The 19269-nt window shown below is 68.9% G+C and carries 14 protein-coding genes and 1 riboswitch; of the genes, 9 read left to right on the top strand and 5 right to left on the bottom strand.

The window, feature by feature from the left end; genetic code table 11:
- The first annotated feature begins 48 nt into the window (after nucleotides 1-48).
- Entirely contained in the window at nucleotides 49-825 is a 777-nt protein-coding gene (locus J9315_RS15560) for an AraC family transcriptional regulator (RefSeq protein WP_211978281.1), read from the top strand.
- Between the two features lie 14 nt (nucleotides 826-839).
- Here the strand turns inward: J9315_RS15560 and J9315_RS15555 are convergent, their stop codons facing one another.
- Complete coding sequence (locus J9315_RS15555; RefSeq protein ID WP_211978280.1) at nucleotides 840-1310, bottom strand: pyridoxamine 5'-phosphate oxidase family protein; 471 nt, start codon at nucleotides 1308-1310, stop codon at nucleotides 840-842.
- A 177-nt stretch (nucleotides 1311-1487) separates the two neighbouring features.
- Between J9315_RS15555 and J9315_RS15550 the strand changes: the two genes are divergently transcribed.
- The gene (locus tag J9315_RS15550) at nucleotides 1488-3887 is read left to right on the top strand and encodes a DUF255 domain-containing protein (RefSeq protein ID WP_211978279.1); all 2400 of its coding nucleotides are present in this window, start codon (nucleotides 1488-1490) and stop codon (nucleotides 3885-3887) included.
- 25 nt (nucleotides 3888-3912) lie between these two features.
- Here J9315_RS15550 and J9315_RS15545 read toward each other — a convergent pair whose 3' ends face one another.
- Entirely contained in the window at nucleotides 3913-5616 is a 1704-nt protein-coding gene (locus J9315_RS15545; protein WP_211978278.1) for an ABC-ATPase domain-containing protein, read from the bottom strand.
- Between the two features lie 96 nt (nucleotides 5617-5712).
- On the opposite strand from J9315_RS15545, the gene J9315_RS15540 reads away from it, so the two are divergent.
- The 4 genes from J9315_RS15540 to J9315_RS15525 all read left to right on the top strand — a co-directional run bounded on the left by J9315_RS15540 (nucleotide 5713) and on the right by J9315_RS15525 (nucleotide 9152).
- Nucleotides 5713-6222, top strand: coding sequence for a toxin-antitoxin system HicB family antitoxin (locus J9315_RS15540; protein ID WP_211978277.1), 510 nt, complete (start codon nucleotides 5713-5715; stop codon nucleotides 6220-6222).
- Nucleotides 6210-7058 carry a DUF4097 family beta strand repeat-containing protein gene (locus J9315_RS15535; protein WP_211978276.1) on the top strand — a complete coding sequence of 283 codons (849 nt, stop codon included), beginning with the start codon at nucleotides 6210-6212 and terminating at the stop codon, nucleotides 7056-7058. The genes J9315_RS15540 and J9315_RS15535 overlap by 13 nt, the downstream gene beginning before the upstream one ends.
- Nucleotides 7059-7218: 160 nt before the next feature.
- Nucleotides 7219-8325 (top strand): ATP-binding cassette domain-containing protein, encoded by a 1107-nt coding sequence (locus J9315_RS15530; protein WP_211978275.1) that lies wholly within the window; start codon nucleotides 7219-7221, stop codon nucleotides 8323-8325.
- On the top strand, nucleotides 8322-9152 hold the full coding sequence (locus tag J9315_RS15525) for an ABC transporter permease (protein ID WP_211978274.1): 831 nt from the start codon (nucleotides 8322-8324) through the stop codon (nucleotides 9150-9152). The genes J9315_RS15530 and J9315_RS15525 overlap by 4 nt, the downstream gene beginning before the upstream one ends.
- Before the next feature lie 78 nt (nucleotides 9153-9230).
- Here the strand turns inward: J9315_RS15525 and J9315_RS15520 are convergent, their stop codons facing one another.
- On the bottom strand, nucleotides 9231-10076 hold the full coding sequence (locus J9315_RS15520) for an amidohydrolase family protein (RefSeq protein WP_211978273.1): 846 nt from the start codon (nucleotides 10074-10076) through the stop codon (nucleotides 9231-9233).
- A 553-nt stretch (nucleotides 10077-10629) separates the two neighbouring features.
- Between J9315_RS15520 and J9315_RS15515 the strand changes: the two genes are divergently transcribed.
- Complete coding sequence (locus J9315_RS15515; RefSeq protein ID WP_211978272.1) at nucleotides 10630-12780, top strand: TRAP transporter fused permease subunit; 2151 nt, start codon at nucleotides 10630-10632, stop codon at nucleotides 12778-12780.
- 158 nt (nucleotides 12781-12938) lie between these two features.
- Complete coding sequence (locus tag J9315_RS15510) at nucleotides 12939-13931, top strand: TAXI family TRAP transporter solute-binding subunit (protein WP_009377359.1); 993 nt, start codon at nucleotides 12939-12941, stop codon at nucleotides 13929-13931.
- 39 nt (nucleotides 13932-13970) lie between these two features.
- On the opposite strand, the gene thiC is transcribed toward J9315_RS15510, so the two are convergent.
- Both thiC and J9315_RS15500 read right to left on the bottom strand, forming a co-directional pair.
- On the bottom strand, nucleotides 13971-15761 hold the full coding sequence (gene thiC, locus J9315_RS15505; protein WP_063250392.1) for a phosphomethylpyrimidine synthase ThiC: 1791 nt from the start codon (nucleotides 15759-15761) through the stop codon (nucleotides 13971-13973).
- Nucleotides 15758-15868, bottom strand: a riboswitch (TPP riboswitch). (Overlaps the previous gene by 4 nt.)
- Nucleotides 15869-16295: 427 nt before the next feature.
- Nucleotides 16296-17603 (bottom strand): M18 family aminopeptidase, encoded by a 1308-nt coding sequence (locus tag J9315_RS15500; protein WP_063250393.1) that lies wholly within the window; start codon nucleotides 17601-17603, stop codon nucleotides 16296-16298.
- A gap of 104 nt (nucleotides 17604-17707) precedes the next feature.
- Between J9315_RS15500 and J9315_RS15495 the strand changes: the two genes are divergently transcribed.
- Nucleotides 17708-19204: a DUF1684 domain-containing protein gene (locus J9315_RS15495; RefSeq protein ID WP_249120933.1), complete on the top strand. Its 1497-nt coding sequence runs from the start codon at nucleotides 17708-17710 to the stop codon at nucleotides 19202-19204.
- The last annotated feature ends 65 nt before the right edge of the window (nucleotides 19205-19269 follow it).

The following is a 19269-nucleotide window of genomic DNA, read 5'->3' as shown; positions in this document are numbered from 1 at the left end:
CCTCCAGACTCCACGGGCGAGGTTGTCCGAGTCTTGTACATTTGTTGCATGGCCGAGATGATCCGCGCTTGGCACCCGCCGGTGCCGCTCGTGCAGGAGGTCCTCCATGCCCGGTTCGAGCACCACGCCTACCCGTCGCACACTCACGATTCATGGGCGGTTCTGCTCGTCGACGACGGCGCCGTGACCTATGATCTCGACCGCCATGACCACCTCGCCACTTCGGCCGCCATCACCCTGCTGCCGCCGCGGGTGCCCCATGACGGGAGGTCGGCGATACCGGAGCGCCCGTTTCGCAAGCGCGTCCTCTACTTGGAGGCGGACTGGCTGCCGGAGGATGCTGTCGGCGCTGCGGCGGACTCACCGACGCTGACCGGCACCGACGTCCTCTCCGCCGTCGAGGATATCCACGCGTCTCTGGGCCACCCGGCGGATGTGCTCGCCGCCGAATGCGGGGTGCTCGCGCTGCGTGACGTCGTGCTCGGTCATCTGCGGTCCCCGGCTGACGTGTGCGCTGACGTTCCGCTCGCCCGGCGGCTCCGTGACATGCTCGATGACCGTCTGCTTGAGACCGTCACCATCGCCGAGGCGGCTGCCGAGTTCGGGGCCAACCGCAGTCACCTCGTCCGAGTCTTCACGAACGCCTACGGCATCGCTCCGCACCAGTACGTCCTCGGGCGCCGGGTCGACCGCGCTCGCCGGCTCCTGCTCGCCGGCCTCACGCCCACCGAGGTGGCCACGGCGGTGGGGTTCCATGACCAGTCACACCTCACCAGGCATTTCCGGCGGACTCTGGGCGTGACACCGGGGGCCTTCGTCGCATGAGGTGAGGGGGCGCCTCACTCCCGTGGGGCGCGCTGGGTGCCCGTCAGCGGGGAATCCCAGGTCCCGGGCTCGGTCACGGGGAAGCGGCGGCCGGTGACCTCCTCGGCGAGGATGCGCACGAAGCGATTCTTCTTCCCCGCCTGCCACGGGGTGACGTCGAGGGAGATCGTGTCGAGCAGCTCATCGGTGCGGTTGATCGGCTTCGCCGTGCCCTTGACGACGACGCTCCACGCCTCCCCGGCCTCAGGGTCGAAGCCGTCGACCTCGAAGGCCACCTGCGGGTGGTCGTGGATCGCGTCGATCTTCGTGCCCTCCCCGGAGCGGAAGACGATCGACGAATGTTCGAGAGCGTAGTTGACGGGGAAGATCTCCGGGTGGAGGTTCTCACCCTCGCCGACGATGACGGCGAGGCAGCCGATCGTCGTGCTGCGCAGGCTCTCCCAGGCTTCGTCCGCGTCGAGGACCATGTTCGGATCAGCGTTCATCGCGTTGCCTTCCCTTCGGCGCGGGCGGCGGGACGTCGGAATCGCTCGCCATCGCCGCGCTTTTCTACAGAGTGTAGAAGAGTTGGCGGAGGAGCGATAGAGCATGCCGCGATGCGACCTCAAGAGTCTCGAAGTCGCCCCCTCGCGGTCTCCGGCGCGAAGTGAGAGGGTGGAGACATGGCCAACGAACTTGCCGCATCGACGAGCCCGTACCTCCGCGCCCATGCCGACAATCCAGTCGACTGGCGGATGTGGACGAAGGAGTCCCTCGCCGAGGCGGCCCGCCGCGACATCCCCCTCCTCATCTCGATCGGCTACTCCACCTGCCACTGGTGTCACGTCATGGCCCACGAGTCCTTCGAGGACCCCGCCGTCGCCGAGATCATCAACGCCGGCTTTCTCCCCATCAAGATCGACCGCGAAGAGCTGCCCGACGTCGACTCCCACTACATGAACGCCCTCCAGGCGATGCGCGGGCAGGGCGGCTGGCCGATGACGATCTTCGCGACCCCGACCGGCAGCCCGTTCTACGCCGGCACGTACTTCCCGCCGTCCCCGCGCGGCAACGTCCCCTCGTTCACGCAGGTCCTCGACGCGGTGTCCCAGACGTGGACGGACCGCCGCGCCGAGGTGACCGAGATGTCCCAGCGCATGGACCGCGGCCTGGCCGACATGGCCACCGCCGTCACCGATGCGATCCCCGCCGAGGCGGCTGCCGAGGCCCTGACGCCCGAGGAGCTCGACGCCGCCGCCTCGGCGCTGCTCGACTCCTACGATCCGGCGTGGGGCGGATTCGGCACTGCGCCGAAGTTCCCGCCGTCGATGAACCTCATGCAGCTGCTCGCGACGTTCGTCCGCCACGGCGGAACCACCTCGGCGAGGGCGACGGAAGGGCTCGCCGTCCTCGGCGCCGACGGCCATCTCACCGGCGAGCTCGCTCTCGACTGCCTCATCGCCGCCCGCAGCACCTTCGCCCACATCGCCTCCGGCGGCATGCGCGACCAGGTGCGCGGCGGCATCGCCCGCTACAGCGTCGACCGGCAGTGGTTCGTCCCGCACTTCGAGAAGATGCTCTACGACAACGCTCTCTACCTGCGGGCAGTCGTGCGCTGGGCCGAGGTCGAACGCGCCCTCGACCCGGCTTCGAAATGGCTCGCGCTCGCCGAGCGGGAGCTCGCTGACACCGCCGATTTCATGATCGCCGACCTCACCGCCGGGGACCGGTTCATCGCCGCCCTCGACGCCGATTCGCCCGGCACCGACGGGCGGCTCGAAGAGGGGGCCGCCTACGTCGTCACGCAGGACGAATTCGCCGAGGTGGGCGGGGTGGGAGTGCTCCAGCTCGTCGATTCCCCGGCGGGCGCAGACCTGCCCGGCCTCGTCGTCGCGGCCCCGCGGATCGTCGACTGGCTCGGCATGGACGATGTGCCCTTCGACGCCGACCATCCCGCACCGTGGGCGACCGACGCGACGCAGGCGCAGGTCACAGCATTGCGGACGCTCCTCGACGCGCGGCCGCAGCCGGCCAGGGACGAGAAGACGATCACCGAATGGAATGCGCTCGCCATCACCGCACTCGCCGAGGCGGCCCTCTACTCCCATCCGAGTGCGGCGTCGACGGCGTGGGGGAGCGTCGCGACGATCTTCTGGGAGTCGATGGTCAACCGCTTCATCACTGGTTCCGGCGATATCGAGTCCGAACCCGCCGAGATCGTGATTCCTGACGTGCGCGACCTGCCGGTGCGGCGCAGCTTCACCGGTGCCGATCCGGGCCCGGGGGCGGCGGGGTTGACGGACTGGGCGCAGATGATCGTCGCCGGTGCCACCGTGCTGCAGCTGCGCAACGCGGGCCTCGCCGAGGGTGCCGGCAAGCGAGCCGACACCGGTGTCGCGCTCGACGACACCCTTCTCACTCCGGCCGGGCTCGCCGAGCTCGGCACCGAAATGCTGCGGAGGTTCACGAACTGGGACGCCGAGGAGGAGGCCGGGCGCGCGGCACCGGTGGCCGGAGCAGGTGCTTCGGGCGGCGGCGACGATGCCGCCCGGACTCTCGAGGTCTTCGACGCTGAAGCCGACGACATCCTCGGCGTGCGCGGATCCGACCCCGTCGACAATGCCACGCCCTCGGGGCGCGCGGCCGCTGCGGAGGCGATGCTGCTGTTCGGCGAGCTGGGAGTCGACGGCGGCACTCCTGCTCGGAGCCGCCTCGGCGAGACGAATCCGCCCGTTGATCAGTCCGAGGGAATGCTCACGAGCAGCCAGGCGATCGATGTGCGCGATCGTCTGCTCGGGGTCTACCGGGCGCTGGCCGGTCGGGCGCCGCGCGGAGCCGGGCATGCGCTGTGGCAGGCCGAGCGCGCCCTTGCCCCGGTCCGGGTCGCCAGTCGCGACGACGCTCTGCTCGCGCTCGCCGCGAAGCACCCCGCGGTCACCCTCCTCACCGACTCGACCGGTGTGCCCGGGCCCGAAGGGGACGAGATCCCCGTGCCCGAGGGGGCGGCGATCGTGTGTCGCGGCACGGTCTGCTCGCTGCCGGTGACGACGACGGCGGAACTCGCCGCGCTGCTCGACGGGTGAGGGCGAGGGGTGAGGGCGAGGCCCCTCATTCGGGGATGAGGCTGAGCCCCCGGTAGCGGTTGAGCGCGGCGGCCATCTCCTGTGCGCGCGGCCGGGCGACGTGACCGGGATGCTTCCGGTGCCCGGTGAGGCCGTCGATGCCCTGCGCGTCGAGCATCGCCTCGATCTCCGCGAGCGCCTCGACGACGGAGACCTTCCCATCGAAGATCCTCGCCATGTACTCGAGCGACTCGGCGATGCCGTTCGTCTGCTCGGGGTCGACGAGCTGGGAGACGGCGGCGAGGTCGATGAAGCTCTTCCCGAACTGGATGAGGTCGAGCCCCTTCGCCTTCGCCGTCTTCGTCTTCCCCGCGGGATGGAGGGCATCGGCCGTGGGGATCCGCGGGGGCGGATCGCCGAAGACATCGGGCCCGGCGTCCGAGCTCTCGATGGCCAGCTGATCAGGCGTGACGCCGACGAGTTCGTGGGCCTGCTGCGTGACGTCGGCGGGCACGTAGGCATTCATCGCGATGACGAGGTCGGCGACTTCGAAGAACGCACTCGACCCGCCGGCGACGAGCACCGTGGAGACCCCGCGCTCCCCGAACAGGGGACGAACCCGGTCGACGAACGGGGTGATCGGCTCCCGGTCGGCGGGGATGAGCGCGCGCATCCGCTCATCGCGGATCATGAAGTTCGTCGCCGAGGTGTCCTCGTCGATGAGGAGGGAATGCGCGCTCGCCTCGACGGCTTCGACGAGGTTCGCCGCCTGTGAGGTCGAGCCGCTGGCGTTCGTCGTCGAGAAGAATCTCGTGTCCGTGCCGGATGGCAGATTGTTGATGAACGGTGAGATGTCGTCACCGGTCACTGCGCGTCCGTCCTCGGCCCGGATCGCGGTGGCCGTCGGCTCGGTGATGACCCATTCCCGCCCGTCACCGGCGACGTGCGGATAGACGCCGCGCTCGAGCGCGCGCAGAATCGTCGATTTGCCGTGGTACCCGCCGCCGACGATGACGGTGACACCACGGGGGATCGCCATGCCCGTGACCCGGCGTCCGCTCGTCAGGTCGAACGTGCGCTCGAGGCTCGCTGGGCTGCGGAAGGGCACGGCAGCCGCAGCGTCCATGGGTCGATCCGAATCACCCGAGCGGCGGGGCAGGAGCGCGCCGTTGCCGACGAAACCGACCAGGTCATCCTCGCCGAGGCGGTCCCGCAGCTCCGTCTGATCGCGCAGGAGCTGCACGTGGTCGGCCAGCGTCTGGCCGTCGATGTTGTCGTAGAGGAACATCGCCCGGGCGAGATCGATGACGTCGCGGGTGACGGTGTCGGCGGCCTGGTGACCGAGGATGCGGCGTCCGCGGGCAGGCAGATTGACGAGCAGGCGGGCCTCGAAGCCGTCATCGTCGATGATGACGTTCGTCCGTTCGAGCACCTCCTGGCCCGGGCGGCCGAGGTTGATCGACCGCCCATGGTCGCGCCGGATGACACCACTGCCCACCCGCAGGAGGTAGTCGGAGGCGGCGATCCGATCGAGGCGGCCGGTCGTGAGGTCGGCGGGGAACCCGGCATCGGCGCGTTTGACGCGCGCGCGCACCTTCGACGGAGAGGCGAAGGGATCGACCTGGACGCGATCGACGATGAGGGTGACCGGGCCGAACGTGTACTGCCCGGTGATCTGCTTGTAGTTGCCGTAGCTCTTGCCGTCGAGACGATGGAGGGTATCTGCCAGCTGCGATCGTTGGGGACTCATCTTCGCCATGCTACGCGACAACTGTCGTTGCGCACCGAGAAATTTCTGGTGTCATCGGCCTTGCATGTGACACCATAATGGTGTCACAATGGATCCATGAACATCACGCGCCATGTCGAGCAGCTCCAGAACCAGCTCACCGCCGCAGCCGCAGCCGGCGATGACACCACTCGCGATGTCGCCGAGCGACTCGTCACCGCCCTCGAACCTGCGGCGCGCGTGACGATTCTCGATGCGCTCACCGATGCCAGTGCGGAACTCACCTCGGCGATCGCCCCGGCCGTCATCGATGTCCGCCTCCGCGGGCGTGACATCGACTTCGTCGTCGACGGGCTGCCCGCGCCTCGGGGCGACGAGGACGATGCGACGATCGCGCAGCCGGGGGCTGAACAGGCCGCCGCCGACGTTCCCGTCGACCTCGACGACGCCAGCACCTCGCGGACGACGCTGCGGCTGCCCGACTCGATCAAGGCGCGCGCGGAGCAGGCGGCGAAGGCCGAGGGCATCTCGCTCAACGCATGGCTTGTCCGTGCCGTCGCCGCAGGTCTCGACACTCGCGGCACCGAGCGAACCCGAACCAGCAGAATCTCAGGATGGATGCGATGACTCAGTACACGACCATGACACGACCGGCGATCACCGTCGACATCCCGGCCGGCGCTCTCCTCGTCACCGCAGGTGAGCGCGACGGCGTCGACGTCACGATCGAACCGACGAACCCCGACCGCGCCGTCGACCGCGAGGCTGCCGAGCGGATCTCCGTGACCGAGGGCGAGGGCACTCTCGGCATCGTCGGGGAGAAGCGGCTCCTCCTCGGCGGCAAGGGCTCGGCAGATGTCCGACTGGAGGTCCCCACCGGGACCGACCTCGACGTGGCGATCGGCGCGGGATCCATCCGGCTGCGCAACCACGTGGGCGCCGTGAGAGTGAAGGCCTCCGCCGGCGACGTCACGGGTGACACCATGGTGTCACTCACGGCGAAAGTCAGCGCGGGAAGCCTCGCGGTCGACGAGGTGACCGACCGCGTCGATGTCCGACTCTCCTCCGGGGATGCCCAGCTCGGACGGATCGGCGGGGAGGCGCACATCAGGTCGGCCCACGGGTCGATCCGCGTCGGCGAGTTCGCCGGCACGGGAGAGCTCGCCACCGCGACCGGCACCATCAGCCTCGACAGCGTCGACGGCGATGTCAGGGCCGCCTCGGGGCACGGCTCCGTGCGGGTGCGCCGGGCCGGCAGCGGCCGCCTCGATCTCGAATCGTCGTTCGGCACCATCGAGGTCGGCGTCGCGGCCGGCGCGCCGGTGTGGATCGACGCGGACTCGAAGAACGGAGTCGTGCGCACCGACCTCGAAACCGACTCCGGACCGCTCGGCGACGAACTGCCCGTCGAAGTCCACGCCCACACGAAGTTCGGCGACATCATCATCGACCGCGCCCAGTAGCCCATCCCACCGACCTCCCCGAGGTCGAACCCATCAGCCGCTGTCGCGGCACATCATCACAGCGCACCAGGTCAAGCGACCGGGCGTGGCGTCGTGCACCCGAAAACAGGTCGGCGCACCGCCGCCGGCCCCCAGAAGACCATGAGAACAAGGAGGATCCATGTCGGATCTCGCCACCGAATCCGGAACCACACCGACGACCAGACCGGCCATCAGCGTCCGAGACCTGCGGAAGGCCTACGGCGACAAGACCGTCCTGGCAGGCATCGACCTCGAGGTCGCCCGCGGCGAGGTCCTCGCCCTGCTCGGTCCCAACGGGGCCGGGAAGACGACGACGGTGAACATCCTCTCCACACTGCAGCGCCCCGACAGCGGACGCGCCGAGGTGTTCGGTCGTGACGTCGTGTCCGCAGGGGCCGATGTCCGCCCGCTCATCGGTCTGACCGGGCAGTTCTCCGCCGTCGACGGTCTGCTCACCGGCCGGGAGAACCTCGCCCTCGTCGCTGCCCTCGCCCACCTTCCGGCAGCGGAGCAGAAGGCGCGGGTCGACGAGATGCTCGAACGCTTCGACCTCGGTCCCGCGAGTCGACAGCAGGCATCGACGTACTCCGGCGGCATGCGCCGCAGACTCGACCTCGCGATGACGCTCATCGCTCGGCCGAGCCTCGTCTTCCTCGACGAGCCGACGACCGGCCTCGACCCGCGCAGCCGCCGCACGATGTGGGACATCGTCGGCGAGCTCGTCGCCTCCGGGGTGACGATCTTCCTCACGACGCAGTACCTCGACGAAGCCGATGAGCTCGCGGATCGCATCGCCGTCCTCGACGGCGGGAAGATCGTCGCGAACGACACCGCGGACGGGCTCAAACGGCTCATCCCCGGTGGTCGCATCGACCTCGCCTTCGCCTCGGCGGCCGATCTCGATCGAGCGCAGAGCCTCTGGCCGCAGGCCGCCGGCCGGGCCGAGGCGCTCGCGCTCTCCGTCCCCGGTGATGGGGGAGCGGCACACCTGCGGCAGGTCCTCGGCGGATTGGAGTCCGCCGGCATCGAACCGCGCGGACTCACCGTGGAGACCCCCTGCCTCGACGACGTCTTCTTCGCTCTCACCGGGCACGGGGCACGCACGGCCGGTGCCGATGCCGGCCCGAGCGACACCGGAGACGGCGAGGTCGATGCGGCCGCGGATCCGGTGGACAGCCTCGGCGAGAGGACTGATGGCACCCACCCGACCGGCACCTCGACACGACACGGAAGGACCGAACGATGACTCAGACCCCCACGACACCGCTGACCGCGGCAGCTCCTGAGCCGGCGCGCCACCCGATCCGCTGGGCATGGGCGGACACGGCGACGATGGTCAAGCGGCAGTTCGTCCACGCGGTGCGCTACCCGGTGTTCATGTTCCTCGTCGGTGCCCCGATCGTCATCCTCCTGCTCTTCGTCTACGTCTTCGGGGGAACCCTGGGGCGAGGGCTCGGCGGTGATTCCGGTGACTACCTCGCCTACGTCATGCCCGGCATCATCGTGCTCACCTTCGTCGGCGGCATGCAGCTGACGGCGCTGTCGATGTCGCAGGACATGAACGAGGGGATCGTCACCCGGTTCCGGTCGATGTCGATCTCGCGCGGCGCGGTCATGGCCGGTCACGTCATCAGCAATGGCCTGCAGCAGGTCGCTGCCGTCCTCCTCGTCCTCGGTCTGGCGCTCATCCTCGGCTTCCGGCCGGCGGCGGACGGACTCGACTGGCTGGGCCTCGTCGGCTTCTGCCTCCTCCTCATCGTCTCCCTCGGCTGGCTGTCGGTGGCACTCGGCGTCATGGCGAAGTCGGTCGAGACGGCGAGCAATGTGCCGATGCTCTTCATGCTCCTGCCGATGGTCGGCTCCGGGTTCGTGCCCACGGACACGATGCCGCGCTGGATGCAGATCTTCGCCGACGCCCAACCGTTCACGCCGATCATCGAGACGATCCGCGGACTGCTCATGGGCACGCCGCCCGGCAGCAGCTGGTGGATCTCGTTGCTCTGGATCGTCGGCCTCGGCGTGCTCGGCTATGTGCTCGCCCGGGCGGCGTATGAGAGGCGGGCCGCCGAATAGGGCGGGTCGGCGACGGGATCGTCCCCGGCGATTCTCAGTCCGTTCCGGACGGGTGCCGGGTCAGCTCGTGCGGGCGCGTCATCCGAGGTAGAAGTCGGCGGCGTTGGACCAGAAGACGGCGTCGAGTTCTGCGGGCGTGAGCACCTCGCGGACGAGGTCGAAGTCGGAGTCGGCGAACGGGCGGCGAGCCCGCGTCGACGGCAGATCGGTGCCGACCATGAGCGCGGACGGATCAGTGTCGACGATGCGGCGGATCGCCTCGGCGGGGTCGAGGTCGACCCGACCGAACCCGGTCGCCTTGACGTTGACGCCGCGATCGACGAGGCGGAGGAGAGTGTCGACGCCGTCCCGGTGCATCCCGAGGTGGTCGATGCTCACGGCCGGCAGAGCCGCGATCCGGGCGGCAAGATCGTCGTCGATCGTGCGCGCGTCGATGTAGAGCTCGGTGTGCCAGCCGGCGAGGTCATGGACGCGGCGGGCGAAGCGATCGAGGTCGCCCAAGCCCGCCGAGCCGCCGCGGGCGACATTGAAGCGCAGGGCGCGGATGCCGGCGGCATCGAGGGCGAGGATGCGCTCGTCGCTCGTGTCGGCAGGCAGCTGCGTGACTCCGGCGAAGGTCGGGCCGAGCTGCTGCAGCGCCTCGACGAGGTAGCCCTGGTCGAAGGCCTGGAACGACCCCGAGACGATCGCGCCGCCGGCGACGGCGACGGAGGAATCGCTGAGGCCGGAGGTGGGCTCGGCGTCGGCGGGGTCACTGGTGCCGGCGTCGGGGGTGCCGCGTCCACTGTCGCTGAGTCCACCGACGCGCGCGACGTAGTCGGCGACCGTGAACGGGTCGGGCAGATACCCGTTGTTCTCGACGAGCGGGTGCGCCGGGTCGATGATGTGGAAGTGCGCGTCGAAGACCTGCTGAGTTTCGGCCATGGTCCCAACCTACACAGGAGCTGGGTGACGTCTGCGCCGCTCGTTCAACAGTTGGCGTGAACATCGACGGGTTGCGTGCGGCAGTGGCCGCTCGTTCAACAGTTGGCGTGAAAAAGTGATCCCCGAAGACGACTTTTTCGCGGCAAGTGTTGAATGACGCCCGGTGCCGACATCGACGCGCAGCTCACGCTTGCACTGCACGCGCCCAGTGCGCTCACCCACTCCACACCCACCCCGCCGGCACCCACTCAGTCCCGAATAGCGGCACCCTGCGTAACGATCACGCTAAATCCCGCCCCGATCGTCCCGATCCGCCGGAACTGGCGGGTCCTCTCGGTATATTGTGAGTCAACTCACATTCTCAAGTGCGGTGACCAGCGCCGGTCGACGCCACGAGGAGGTGAGCCGACCCGTGCCGACCGACCACCACACGCCACCACACCACCATCGCCCCACACCATCGCCCCACACCACCACCGCCCCACACCACCACCGCCCCACACCACTTGCACACCACCCCATCCGCCAGCCCAGAGAGACCGAAGGGACACCGATGTCCGAGCGTCCGTCCGCGACTGCCACCAGTCCGCTTCCCCAAGCGAACGTCGACGACCTCATCGCCCAGTACGACGAGGAACTCCCGCAGCGCAGGCTCACGCGCCGACTCGACCTGGGTGTGAGCATCGTCTGCTTCCTCATCTCCCTCTACGTCCTCAACCAGGTGTTCTTCCCGCTCCGGCAGGGCAACCAGTACTACCTCATGTGGTTCCTCGCCTTCGTCCTGCCTCTCGTCTTCATCTGCTACCGCCCCGGGTTCGGCCGGCGGAAGGAAGCGGGCGCGCATGCAGCGGAGGCCGCTGCGGAGGCGACCACCTCGGCGCCGGGGACGGCACGGAAAGCGAAGCCTGCCCGCACCACGGACAACCCCTCGGTCATCGACTGGATTCTCGTCGTCCTCACCTTCCTCACCTGCGCCTACCCGGTGCTGCCGTTCTTCTCCGGCGGGTTCAACGAGTTCCTCAACCGGCAGGGCTCCCTCGACCCGCTCGACGTGACGATGGGCGGCATCCTCATGCTCCTCATCCTCGAGGCGACGCGGCGGACGACCGGCCTCATCCTCCCGATTTTCTGCGTCGTCTTCTTCCTCTACAGCTACTACGGGGCCTACATTCCCGTCGGCTGGCCCGGCGCGCACGCGGGACAGAACTTCGACCAGATCATCAACGCGCTCTACAACGACGCGTCGGGCTTCTACGGCATCCCGCTCGACGTCGCCGCGACCTACATCGTCCTCTTCACGATCTACGGCGCGGTGCTCGACAAGACGGGCGCGGCGAACTTCTTCATCGACCTCTCATTCTCACTCTTCAAGAAGTCGAAGGCCGCGCCGGGACGCACGGTCGCGCTCTCGGGCTTCCTCCTCGGCACGGTGTCGGGGTCGGGCACGGCCACGGCCGTCTCGCTCGGCGCGGTGACGTGGCCGGTGCTCAAGAAGGCCGGCTACCCGAAGGAGAATGCCGGCGGCATGCTCGCGGCCTCGGGCATCGGCGCGATCCTCTCTCCGCCGACCCTCGGCGCCGCGGCCTTCATCATCGCCGAGCTCCTCAACGTCTCCTACGGCCTCGTCCTCCTCTGGGCGGTCGTGCCCACCCTGCTCTACTACCTGGGGATCTTCCTCGCCATCGAGATCGACTCGCGCAAGATCGACGTCGACTACCGCCCGCCGCCGGGCCTGCGCTCGTGGCCGATCCTCAAGAAGGGCTTCTACCACTTCATCTCGCTCGGCATCATCGTCGTCTTCCTCGCCCTCGGCATGGCCCCGTTCAAGGCCGTCGTCTACGCGACGCTCGTCGGCATCGGCTTCGGCGTCATCGAGATCGTCCTCACCCACCGCGGGCAGCCGACCGCGATCCTTCGGGCGATCTGGGACGTCATCTTCGGTGCCCTGTCGACCGGCATCCGCTCGGTCCTGCCGGTGACGAGCGTGTGCGCGGCCGCGGGCATCATCGTCTCGACTATCACGAAGACCGGGCTCGGCCAGGTCATCTCCGACATCCTCGTCAAGGGCGCGCAGGCGATCTCGACGAACCCGACCGCCGTCCTCGTCTTCACGTGCATCTTCGCCGCGATCGCCGTGACCGTACTCGGTCTCGCGGTGCCCGTGACCGCCTCGTTCATCATCAGCTGGGTCATCGTCGGTCCGGCCCTCATCACCCTCGGCGTCCCCGAGGCGGCGGCCGCGATGTTCATCTTCTACTACGCCGTCCTCTCCGAGGTGTCCCCGCCGACCGCGCTCGCCGCCGTCGCCTCCTCGGCGATCACCGGGGGCCGGGTCATCGCGACGATGTGGCAGGCGTGCAAGTACGCGATCCCCGCCTTCCTCGTCCCGCTCGCCTTCACCTTCACCCCCGAAGGCGCCTCCCTCGTCGCGCAGGGCGGATTCCTCGGGGCCCTGTGGACCGGTGCCGTGTCCGCGTGCGCCGTCGCCGCGCTCGCCGCCGGGGCCGGCGGCTGGATCATCCGCCGAGCCGGCTGGCCCGAACGCGTCCTCTGCTTCATCGCCGCCGGCGCGCTCCTCTACCTCCAGCCGCTGTCGATGACCATCGGCTTCGCCGCCCTCGCCCTCGCCGTCATCGTCCACCTCGTGCTCCGACGTCGACCTCGGAGTCCGCAGGACACCCCCGCCGAGGCGGCCCACCCATGACCTCGCACCTGACCTCCCAGCCCGGTGCGGGGACCGGACGGCCCAGCCGCCCAACCGCCGACGCCAACTGCTGGCACCAACCGCTGGCCCCCGATCGTCCACTGAAGCCGCTGTCACCAGACCTCTACTGAGACACCCACTGAGAAAGGGAAGAGCCCATGAAGAGAACGAAGATGTTCACCGTCACCGCGGCCGCGATCGCCGCGGTCCTGGCCCTGAGTTCGTGCGGCGGCAAGCGCGAGAACACCCCTGCCGCCGAAGGCGGGGACGGCTGCACGGCGGCGTCGGGCCAGATCACGATCGCCACCGGCAATTCGACGGGCGTGTACTACGTCCTCGGCGGCGGTCTCGCGCAGCTGATCTCCGACAACACCGAGCTCAAGGCCACCGCCGCCGAGACGGGAGCCTCGGTGCAGAACCTCCAGCAGCTGGCGAAGGGCGACTACGACATCGCGTTCTCGCTCGCCGACACCGCAGCCGATGCCGTCACCGGCAACGCCGACTTCGACAAGCCCGAGGAGATCTCGGCGCTCACGCGCATCTACGACAACTACACGCACGTCATCGTCCGCAAGGATGCGAACATCAAGTCCGTCGAGGACTTCAAGGGCAAGACGATCTCGACCGGGTCGCCGAAGTCCGGCACCGAGGTCATCGCCAACCGCCTCATCGAATCCGCGGGCCTCGCCGACGGTGATGTGACGAAGCAGCGGCTCGACCTGGCCAAGACGGTCGACGGGATGAAGGACGGGACGATCGACGGCATGGTGTGGTCGGGCGGTCTGCCCACCGCAGGCGTCACCGACCTCTTCACCTCGAACGGCGGGGACGTCGAGTTCGTCGACATCTCCGGGCTCGAGAGCAAGATGAAGGAGCTCAACCCCGTCTACGAGGTGGCCGAGATCCCCGCCGACACCTACAAGGGCGCGGGCACGGTGAAGACGATCGTCACCCCGAACGTCCTCATGGTCCGCAACGACATGGATGAGGGCACGCAGTGCGCGCTGACGAAGCTCATCTATGACAAGAAGGCCGACCTCGAGAAGGTCCACGCGGCCGCGAAGGACATCACACTCGACACTGCGGTGCCGCCGGAGCCGATCACACTCGCACCCGGCTCGCAGAAGGCCCTCGACGAGCTGCAGAAGTGAGGGACTGAGTCACCCGACGCTGGCAGCGCCCCCGGCGCCTCAGCCTCGGCGGGGGCCGACCGTCGGCTCGGGAAGGTACACCTGGGCCCCGCGCTCGAGGAACTCCCGACTCTTGGCCTGCATGCCCGCGATCGCGGCCTGCGCCTCGGCGCTTCCGTAGGTGTCGCGGATGTCCTGGGAGATGCGCATCGAGCAGAACTTCGGCCCGCACATCGAGCAGAAATGCGCGGTCTTCGCCGGTTCGGCGGGCAGGGTCTCGTCGTGGAATGCCTCCGCTGTCTCCGGGTCGAGGCCGAGGGCGAACTGATCGCGCCAGCGGAACTCGAACCGCGCCTTCGACAGTGCGTCGTCACGGGCGCTCGCCCCGGGATGTCCCTTCGCGACGTCGGCGGCGTGCGCGGCGATCTTGTACGTGATCACGCCCGTCTTGACGTCCTCGAGGTCGGGCAGGCCCAGGTGCTCCTTCGGGGTGACGTAGCAGAGCATCGCGGTGCCGTAGCGGGCGATCTCCGTGGCCCCGATCGCCGAGGTGATGTGGTCGTAACCGGGAGCGATGTCCGTGACCAGCGGACCCAAGGTGTAGAAGGGCGCGCCGTCGCACAGCTCCTGCTGCCTCTCGACGTTCTCCCGCACGAGGTGGAGCGGAATGTGGCCGGGACCTTCGACCATGACCTGGACGTCGTGGGCCCACGCGCGCTTCGTCAGCTCGGCGAGGGTGTCGAGTTCGGCGAACTGTGCGGCGTCGTTGGCGTCGGCGATCGATCCGGGACGCAGCCCGTCGCCGAGGGAGAAGGCGACGTCGTACTGGGCGAAGATCTCGCAGAGCTCGTCGAAGTGGGTGTAGAGGAAGTTCTCCTCGTGGTGGGCCAGGCACCAGCCGGCCATGATCGAGCCCCCGCGAGAGACCATGCCGGTGACCCGGTCCGCGGTGAGCGGGACGTAGCGGAGCAGCACGCCGGCGTGCACGGTCATGTAGTCGACGCCCTGCTCGCACTGTTCGATGACGGTGTCGCGGTAGATCTCCCAGGTGAGCGCTTCGGCGTCGCCGTCGACCTTCTCAAGCGCCTGGTAGATGGGGACGGTGCCGATGGGGATCGGGGAGTTGCGGATGATCCATTCGCGGGTGGTGTGGATGTCGTTGCCCGTCGAGAGGTCCATGAGGGTGTCGGCACCCCACTTCGCGGCCCACTGGAGCTTCTCCACCTCCTCGGCGATCGAGCTCGTCACCGCAGAATTGCCGATGTTCGCGTTGATCTTGACGAGGAACGCCTTGCCGATGATCATCGGTTCGGACTCGGGATGGTTGATGTTCGACGGGATGATCGCCCGGCCTGCGGCGACCTCGGAGCGGACGAGTTCGACGTCGCACTGCTCGCGGATCGCGACGTAGCGCATCTCCGGAGTGATGATGCCCTTCCTGGCGTAGTGCATCTGCGTGACGGTGCGTCCGTTCTTCGCTCGCCGAGGTGACCGTTCCGGACCCTGCCACTGCTGAGAGGGCGCCCCGCGACGGACGGCGGCTCGGCCGTCGTCTTCGATGAGGTGTCCGCGCGCCTCGTAGGTCTCGGTGTCGTCGCGGTCGTCGATCCAGGGCGCGCGGTGCGGCGGAAGCCCGTGTTCGGGAACGGCGCCGGGGCCGACGGTGCGGTAGACGTGGACGGGTTCGTTGGGGCGGCCGTTCGTGTCCTCGAGGTCGATGCGGGTGACCGGGACGCGGATGCCGTGCTCGCTGTCCTCGACCCAGGCGAGCGAATGCGAGGGGTACTGCTCGAGGGAGTAGTCCTCGGCGGGCGTGGTGTTTTCGGGTGTGTCAGGGGTAGGCGCAGTCATCTGCGATCCTCTCTTCCTCCGCCGGTATCAACCGGATCAGGTTCAACGGTCTCGAGCGGCCTTAGCCCGATCTCAGCCTCCTGCCGGAGGCCCCCGTGGGGTCACACAACGACTATCACAGTGTGCGCGTCGCCACAAAACAGCGCGTCTCGTCGACCGCCCGTCGACCGTTCGGCGACCACCTCGTCGACTGTTCGGCGGCCGCCTCGTCGACCGCCTTGTCGACGGTTCGGCGGCCACCTCGTCGACCGCCCGGCGACTGCCGATCGCCCTCGATCACCGCGTACCCGGTCGCGCTCGATCAACGCGGCGGGAGAAAATCGATGCTCCCGCGAAGTCGGTCGCTCTCGATCAACGCGCAGCCGGAATTCCGCGTCTTGGGCGACGCGGAATTCGGGCCCAGCGTGGATCGAGGCTGGAAGTGTCGGCTGCGCGTGGATCGGCGTACGGAGTGGCGGCGCCGATCCCGCCCGGACCGACGCCAGAGAGCGCCGATCTCGCCCGGACCGACGCGTGGAGTGCCGGCGCCGGCCCCTACGCTCCCTGGAGGAAGGCCTTGGCGGCGGCACCGAGGGCGACGACGTCGCTGATCGCGCACATCTCCCGCGCCGAGTGCATCGAGTAGAGCGCCGGTCCCACGTCGACGGTCGTCATCCCCATCCGCGTCGCCGTCAGCGGTCCGATCGTCGACCCGCACGGCACGGAGTTGTTCGACACGAAGTCCTGGTACTCGACCCCGGCCGCAGTGCACGCCTTAGCCCACACCGCGGTGCCCACGGCGTCGGTCGCATACCGCTGCTGCGCATTGTGCTTGAGCAGCGGTCCTCCGCCGAGTCGGGGCCGCACCTGCGGGTCGTGCCGCTCCTGATAGTTCGGGTGGACGGCATGACCGGCGTCCGAGGACACGCACACCGACCCGGCCAGCGCGGCGAGGTGGTCGCTGCGCGTCGCGTCGGGGTAGAGGGAGGCAACGATGCGCTCGGCGACGTCGGCGAGGAACGGTCCGCTCGCCCCGGACCGAGAGTTCGACCCGATCTCCTCGTGGTCGAACCCGGCGAAGAGGGCGAGGTGGTCGAGCGCCTCGGCGTCGAGCCCGACCATCGCGGTGACCCCGGCGTGGACGGAGAGGAGGTTGTCCAGCCTCGGCGAGGCGAAGAACTCGTCCGCGGCACCGAAGAGCGCAGGCTCCTGGACGGGGATCGTGTAGACGTCGTGGCCGACGATGAGCTCGGGGTCCACCTCGGCGGAGGCGGCGAGGAGCTCGAGGACGTCGGCCTCGGCGAGATCAGCAAGACCGACGATCGGGGTCGTGTGGCGCTGCTTGTCGAGGGTGAGGCCCTCGTTGACCTGCCGGTCGAGGTGGATGGCCAGCTGCGGGATGCGCGCGATCGCCCCGGTGCGCGCGAGAACGACGGTGCCGTCGGCGAGGCTGAGGCGCCCGGCGAACGCGAGCTCCCGGTCGAGCCACGAGTTGAGCAGCGGCCCGCCGTAGATCTCGACGCCGACCTGGCGCACCCCGGCGGTCGTGAACTCCTCACCGGGCTTGAGCTTGAAGGCGGGGGAGTCGGTGTGCGACCCGAGGACGCGGAACGGCGGGATCACCGAGGTGGTCTCTGTCGGGGTCATCCACGCGATGATCGCACCGTCGCGGACGACGAAGTATCCGCGGCCGGGTTCTAGCGCCCAGGAGTCGCGTTCGTCGAGCCGGTGGAAGCCGGCGGCGCCGAGACGGTCGGCGGCGGCAGCGGTGGCATGATAGGAGCAGGGAGAGGCAGAGACGAATTCCGAGAGATCGGCTGCGACCTGCGCGTTTGCTGTCTGGTCGGTGGGAGGAGTGCTCATTTTCTCAGCCTATCCTTTGCGGTAGCTTTGATCACAGGTGCTTTGATCACAGCTCCGAAGCGGCAGACGCGGGACGACGAATGAGATTGCGAGGGGACTTCGACGTGAACCAGTTCGTGGCCGAATGGAACACCTGGCGGGACTCGCGGAACTCGTCGTTGGCGACCCCCTTCGGCTGGCTCAGCGTCGTCGGCCTGCACTGGCTCGATGAGGAGTCGACCTGGCCCGACGCCCCCGGCACCTTCACCGTCGACGACGACGGCTGGGTGCGCCTCGCGCTCGACCCGAGCACGAAGGCCGGCCCCGCCGCACAGACTTTGGACCTCCTCTCCCGCCCCGCCGAGGACAGATCTACCGCTGAGGACGGAGCTTCCGCCGAGGACGGAGCTACCGCAGGGGAGGCCCCCGCCGACGACTCGCCCCAGGTCAGGGTCGAGGACACCGGTTTCAGTGCGAAGCTGCCGCCGGGCGGTTCGCTCGGCTGGTTCACCGTCGGGCACGTGCTCTACGAGCTCATCGACCGCGGTGGGCGGATCGGTGTGCGGATCCGCGACGCGAAGTCGCCGCTGCTGAGCAAATTCGTCGAGGTCCCCGTCTACGACCCCAACCGTGAGTTCGTCTTCCTCGGTCGCTTCACCCCCTATGAGCAGCCGCAGGCACAACCGGTCTCCACCGCGCAGGAGGGTCTCGAGCTGACGACGACGGTCGTCGGCGAGGTCACGTTCACCGGCCCCGACGGCGAGGTCACGCTCATCGCCTCCGGGTGCCCGGCGACCGGACTCCAGCTCGACTTCCACGATGCCACGAACGGGAGGACCACCTCGGCGTGGCGGACCCTCGATCTGGGCATCCCCAACGCCGACGGATCGCTCGTCGTCGACTTCAACCGCGCGGTGAACTACCCGTTCGCGTTCTCCGCGTTCGCCACGTGCCCGGCTCCGGTGCCGGGCAACGTCGTGCCCTTCGCCGTCACCGCCGGAGAACGGCGGCCCCCGTTCTTCTACTCGGAGGCCGGCATCAATGTCCCCTTCCTCTTCTACCGCTGGTGGGACGAGGCGAGCGCCGAGGCGACCCGACCGTGGTACGCGCGTTTCGGCCTCGACATGACCGTCCTCAACCCCAACGAGGATGAGATCGACCAGTCGCTCGTCGGCTTCGACGGGGTCGCGATGTCCGGCGGCGATCTCGCCCCGCTCACGCGCAAGGCGCGCTCGCGGTTGGTCAGGGTCGCCACCGATGCGCTCACCTCACGGCTGCCGGTCATCGGGATCGGGGCGTTCGCGGAGTTCGTCATCACCGCCCAGCGGGAGCTGCGCGACCAGCAGGGCCACACCGAGGCGACCCCCGAACCGCCCGCGACGACACCCGGTCGGGTGCCGATCGTCATGAACAACGAACTCGACCCTGCCTCGGTGGGACTCGACGTCGTCGGCACCGACTCGACCGGACTCATCTACGCGGAGGCGGACATGACGCTGCCGCTCGAATCGACGTACCGCGAGATCGGCGAATTCGAGGCGGCGCTGGCGGCGAAGGCGCCGATCGGCAGCTGGGAGGAGTTCGACTTCCGCGTCGTCACGATGGTCCGCCGGCACCGATAGAGGCGCGGCGACCCCGATTCCGGCAACCCTCCGGCGCTCGGCAACCCCGCGCAGGGTTGCCCAGC

Source organism: Brevibacterium sp. W7.2, from assembly GCF_018137945.1.
Taxonomy (GTDB): Bacteria; Actinomycetota; Actinomycetes; order Actinomycetales; family Brevibacteriaceae; genus Brevibacterium; species Brevibacterium sanguinis.
Note: the sequence above shows the minus strand (reverse complement) of the source record. Positions and strands in the feature narration are given on the sequence as shown.

Coding starts and splice junctions, on each gene's coding strand:
- J9315_RS15520 (WP_211978273.1), bottom strand. CDS start 10,076: ATGGCCGAAACTCAGCAGGTCTTCGACGCGCACTTCCACATCATCGAC.
- J9315_RS15500 (WP_063250393.1), bottom strand. CDS start 17,603: ATGAGCACTCCTCCCACCGACCAGACAGCAAACGCGCAGGTCGCAGCC.
- J9315_RS15510 (WP_009377359.1), top strand. CDS start 12,939: ATGAAGAGAACGAAGATGTTCACCGTCACCGCGGCCGCGATCGCCGCG.
- J9315_RS15555 (WP_211978280.1), bottom strand. CDS start 1,310: ATGAACGCTGATCCGAACATGGTCCTCGACGCGGACGAAGCCTGGGAG.
- thiC (WP_063250392.1), bottom strand. CDS start 15,761: ATGACTGCGCCTACCCCTGACACACCCGAAAACACCACGCCCGCCGAG.
- J9315_RS15535 (WP_211978276.1), top strand. CDS start 6,210: ATGGATGCGATGACTCAGTACACGACCATGACACGACCGGCGATCACC.
- J9315_RS15540 (WP_211978277.1), top strand. CDS start 5,713: ATGAACATCACGCGCCATGTCGAGCAGCTCCAGAACCAGCTCACCGCC.
- J9315_RS15515 (WP_211978272.1), top strand. CDS start 10,630: ATGTCCGAGCGTCCGTCCGCGACTGCCACCAGTCCGCTTCCCCAAGCG.
- J9315_RS15545 (WP_211978278.1), bottom strand. CDS start 5,616: ATGAGTCCCCAACGATCGCAGCTGGCAGATACCCTCCATCGTCTCGAC.
- J9315_RS15560 (WP_211978281.1), top strand. CDS start 49: ATGGCCGAGATGATCCGCGCTTGGCACCCGCCGGTGCCGCTCGTGCAG.
- J9315_RS15530 (WP_211978275.1), top strand. CDS start 7,219: ATGTCGGATCTCGCCACCGAATCCGGAACCACACCGACGACCAGACCG.
- J9315_RS15550 (WP_211978279.1), top strand. CDS start 1,488: ATGGCCAACGAACTTGCCGCATCGACGAGCCCGTACCTCCGCGCCCAT.
- J9315_RS15525 (WP_211978274.1), top strand. CDS start 8,322: ATGACTCAGACCCCCACGACACCGCTGACCGCGGCAGCTCCTGAGCCG.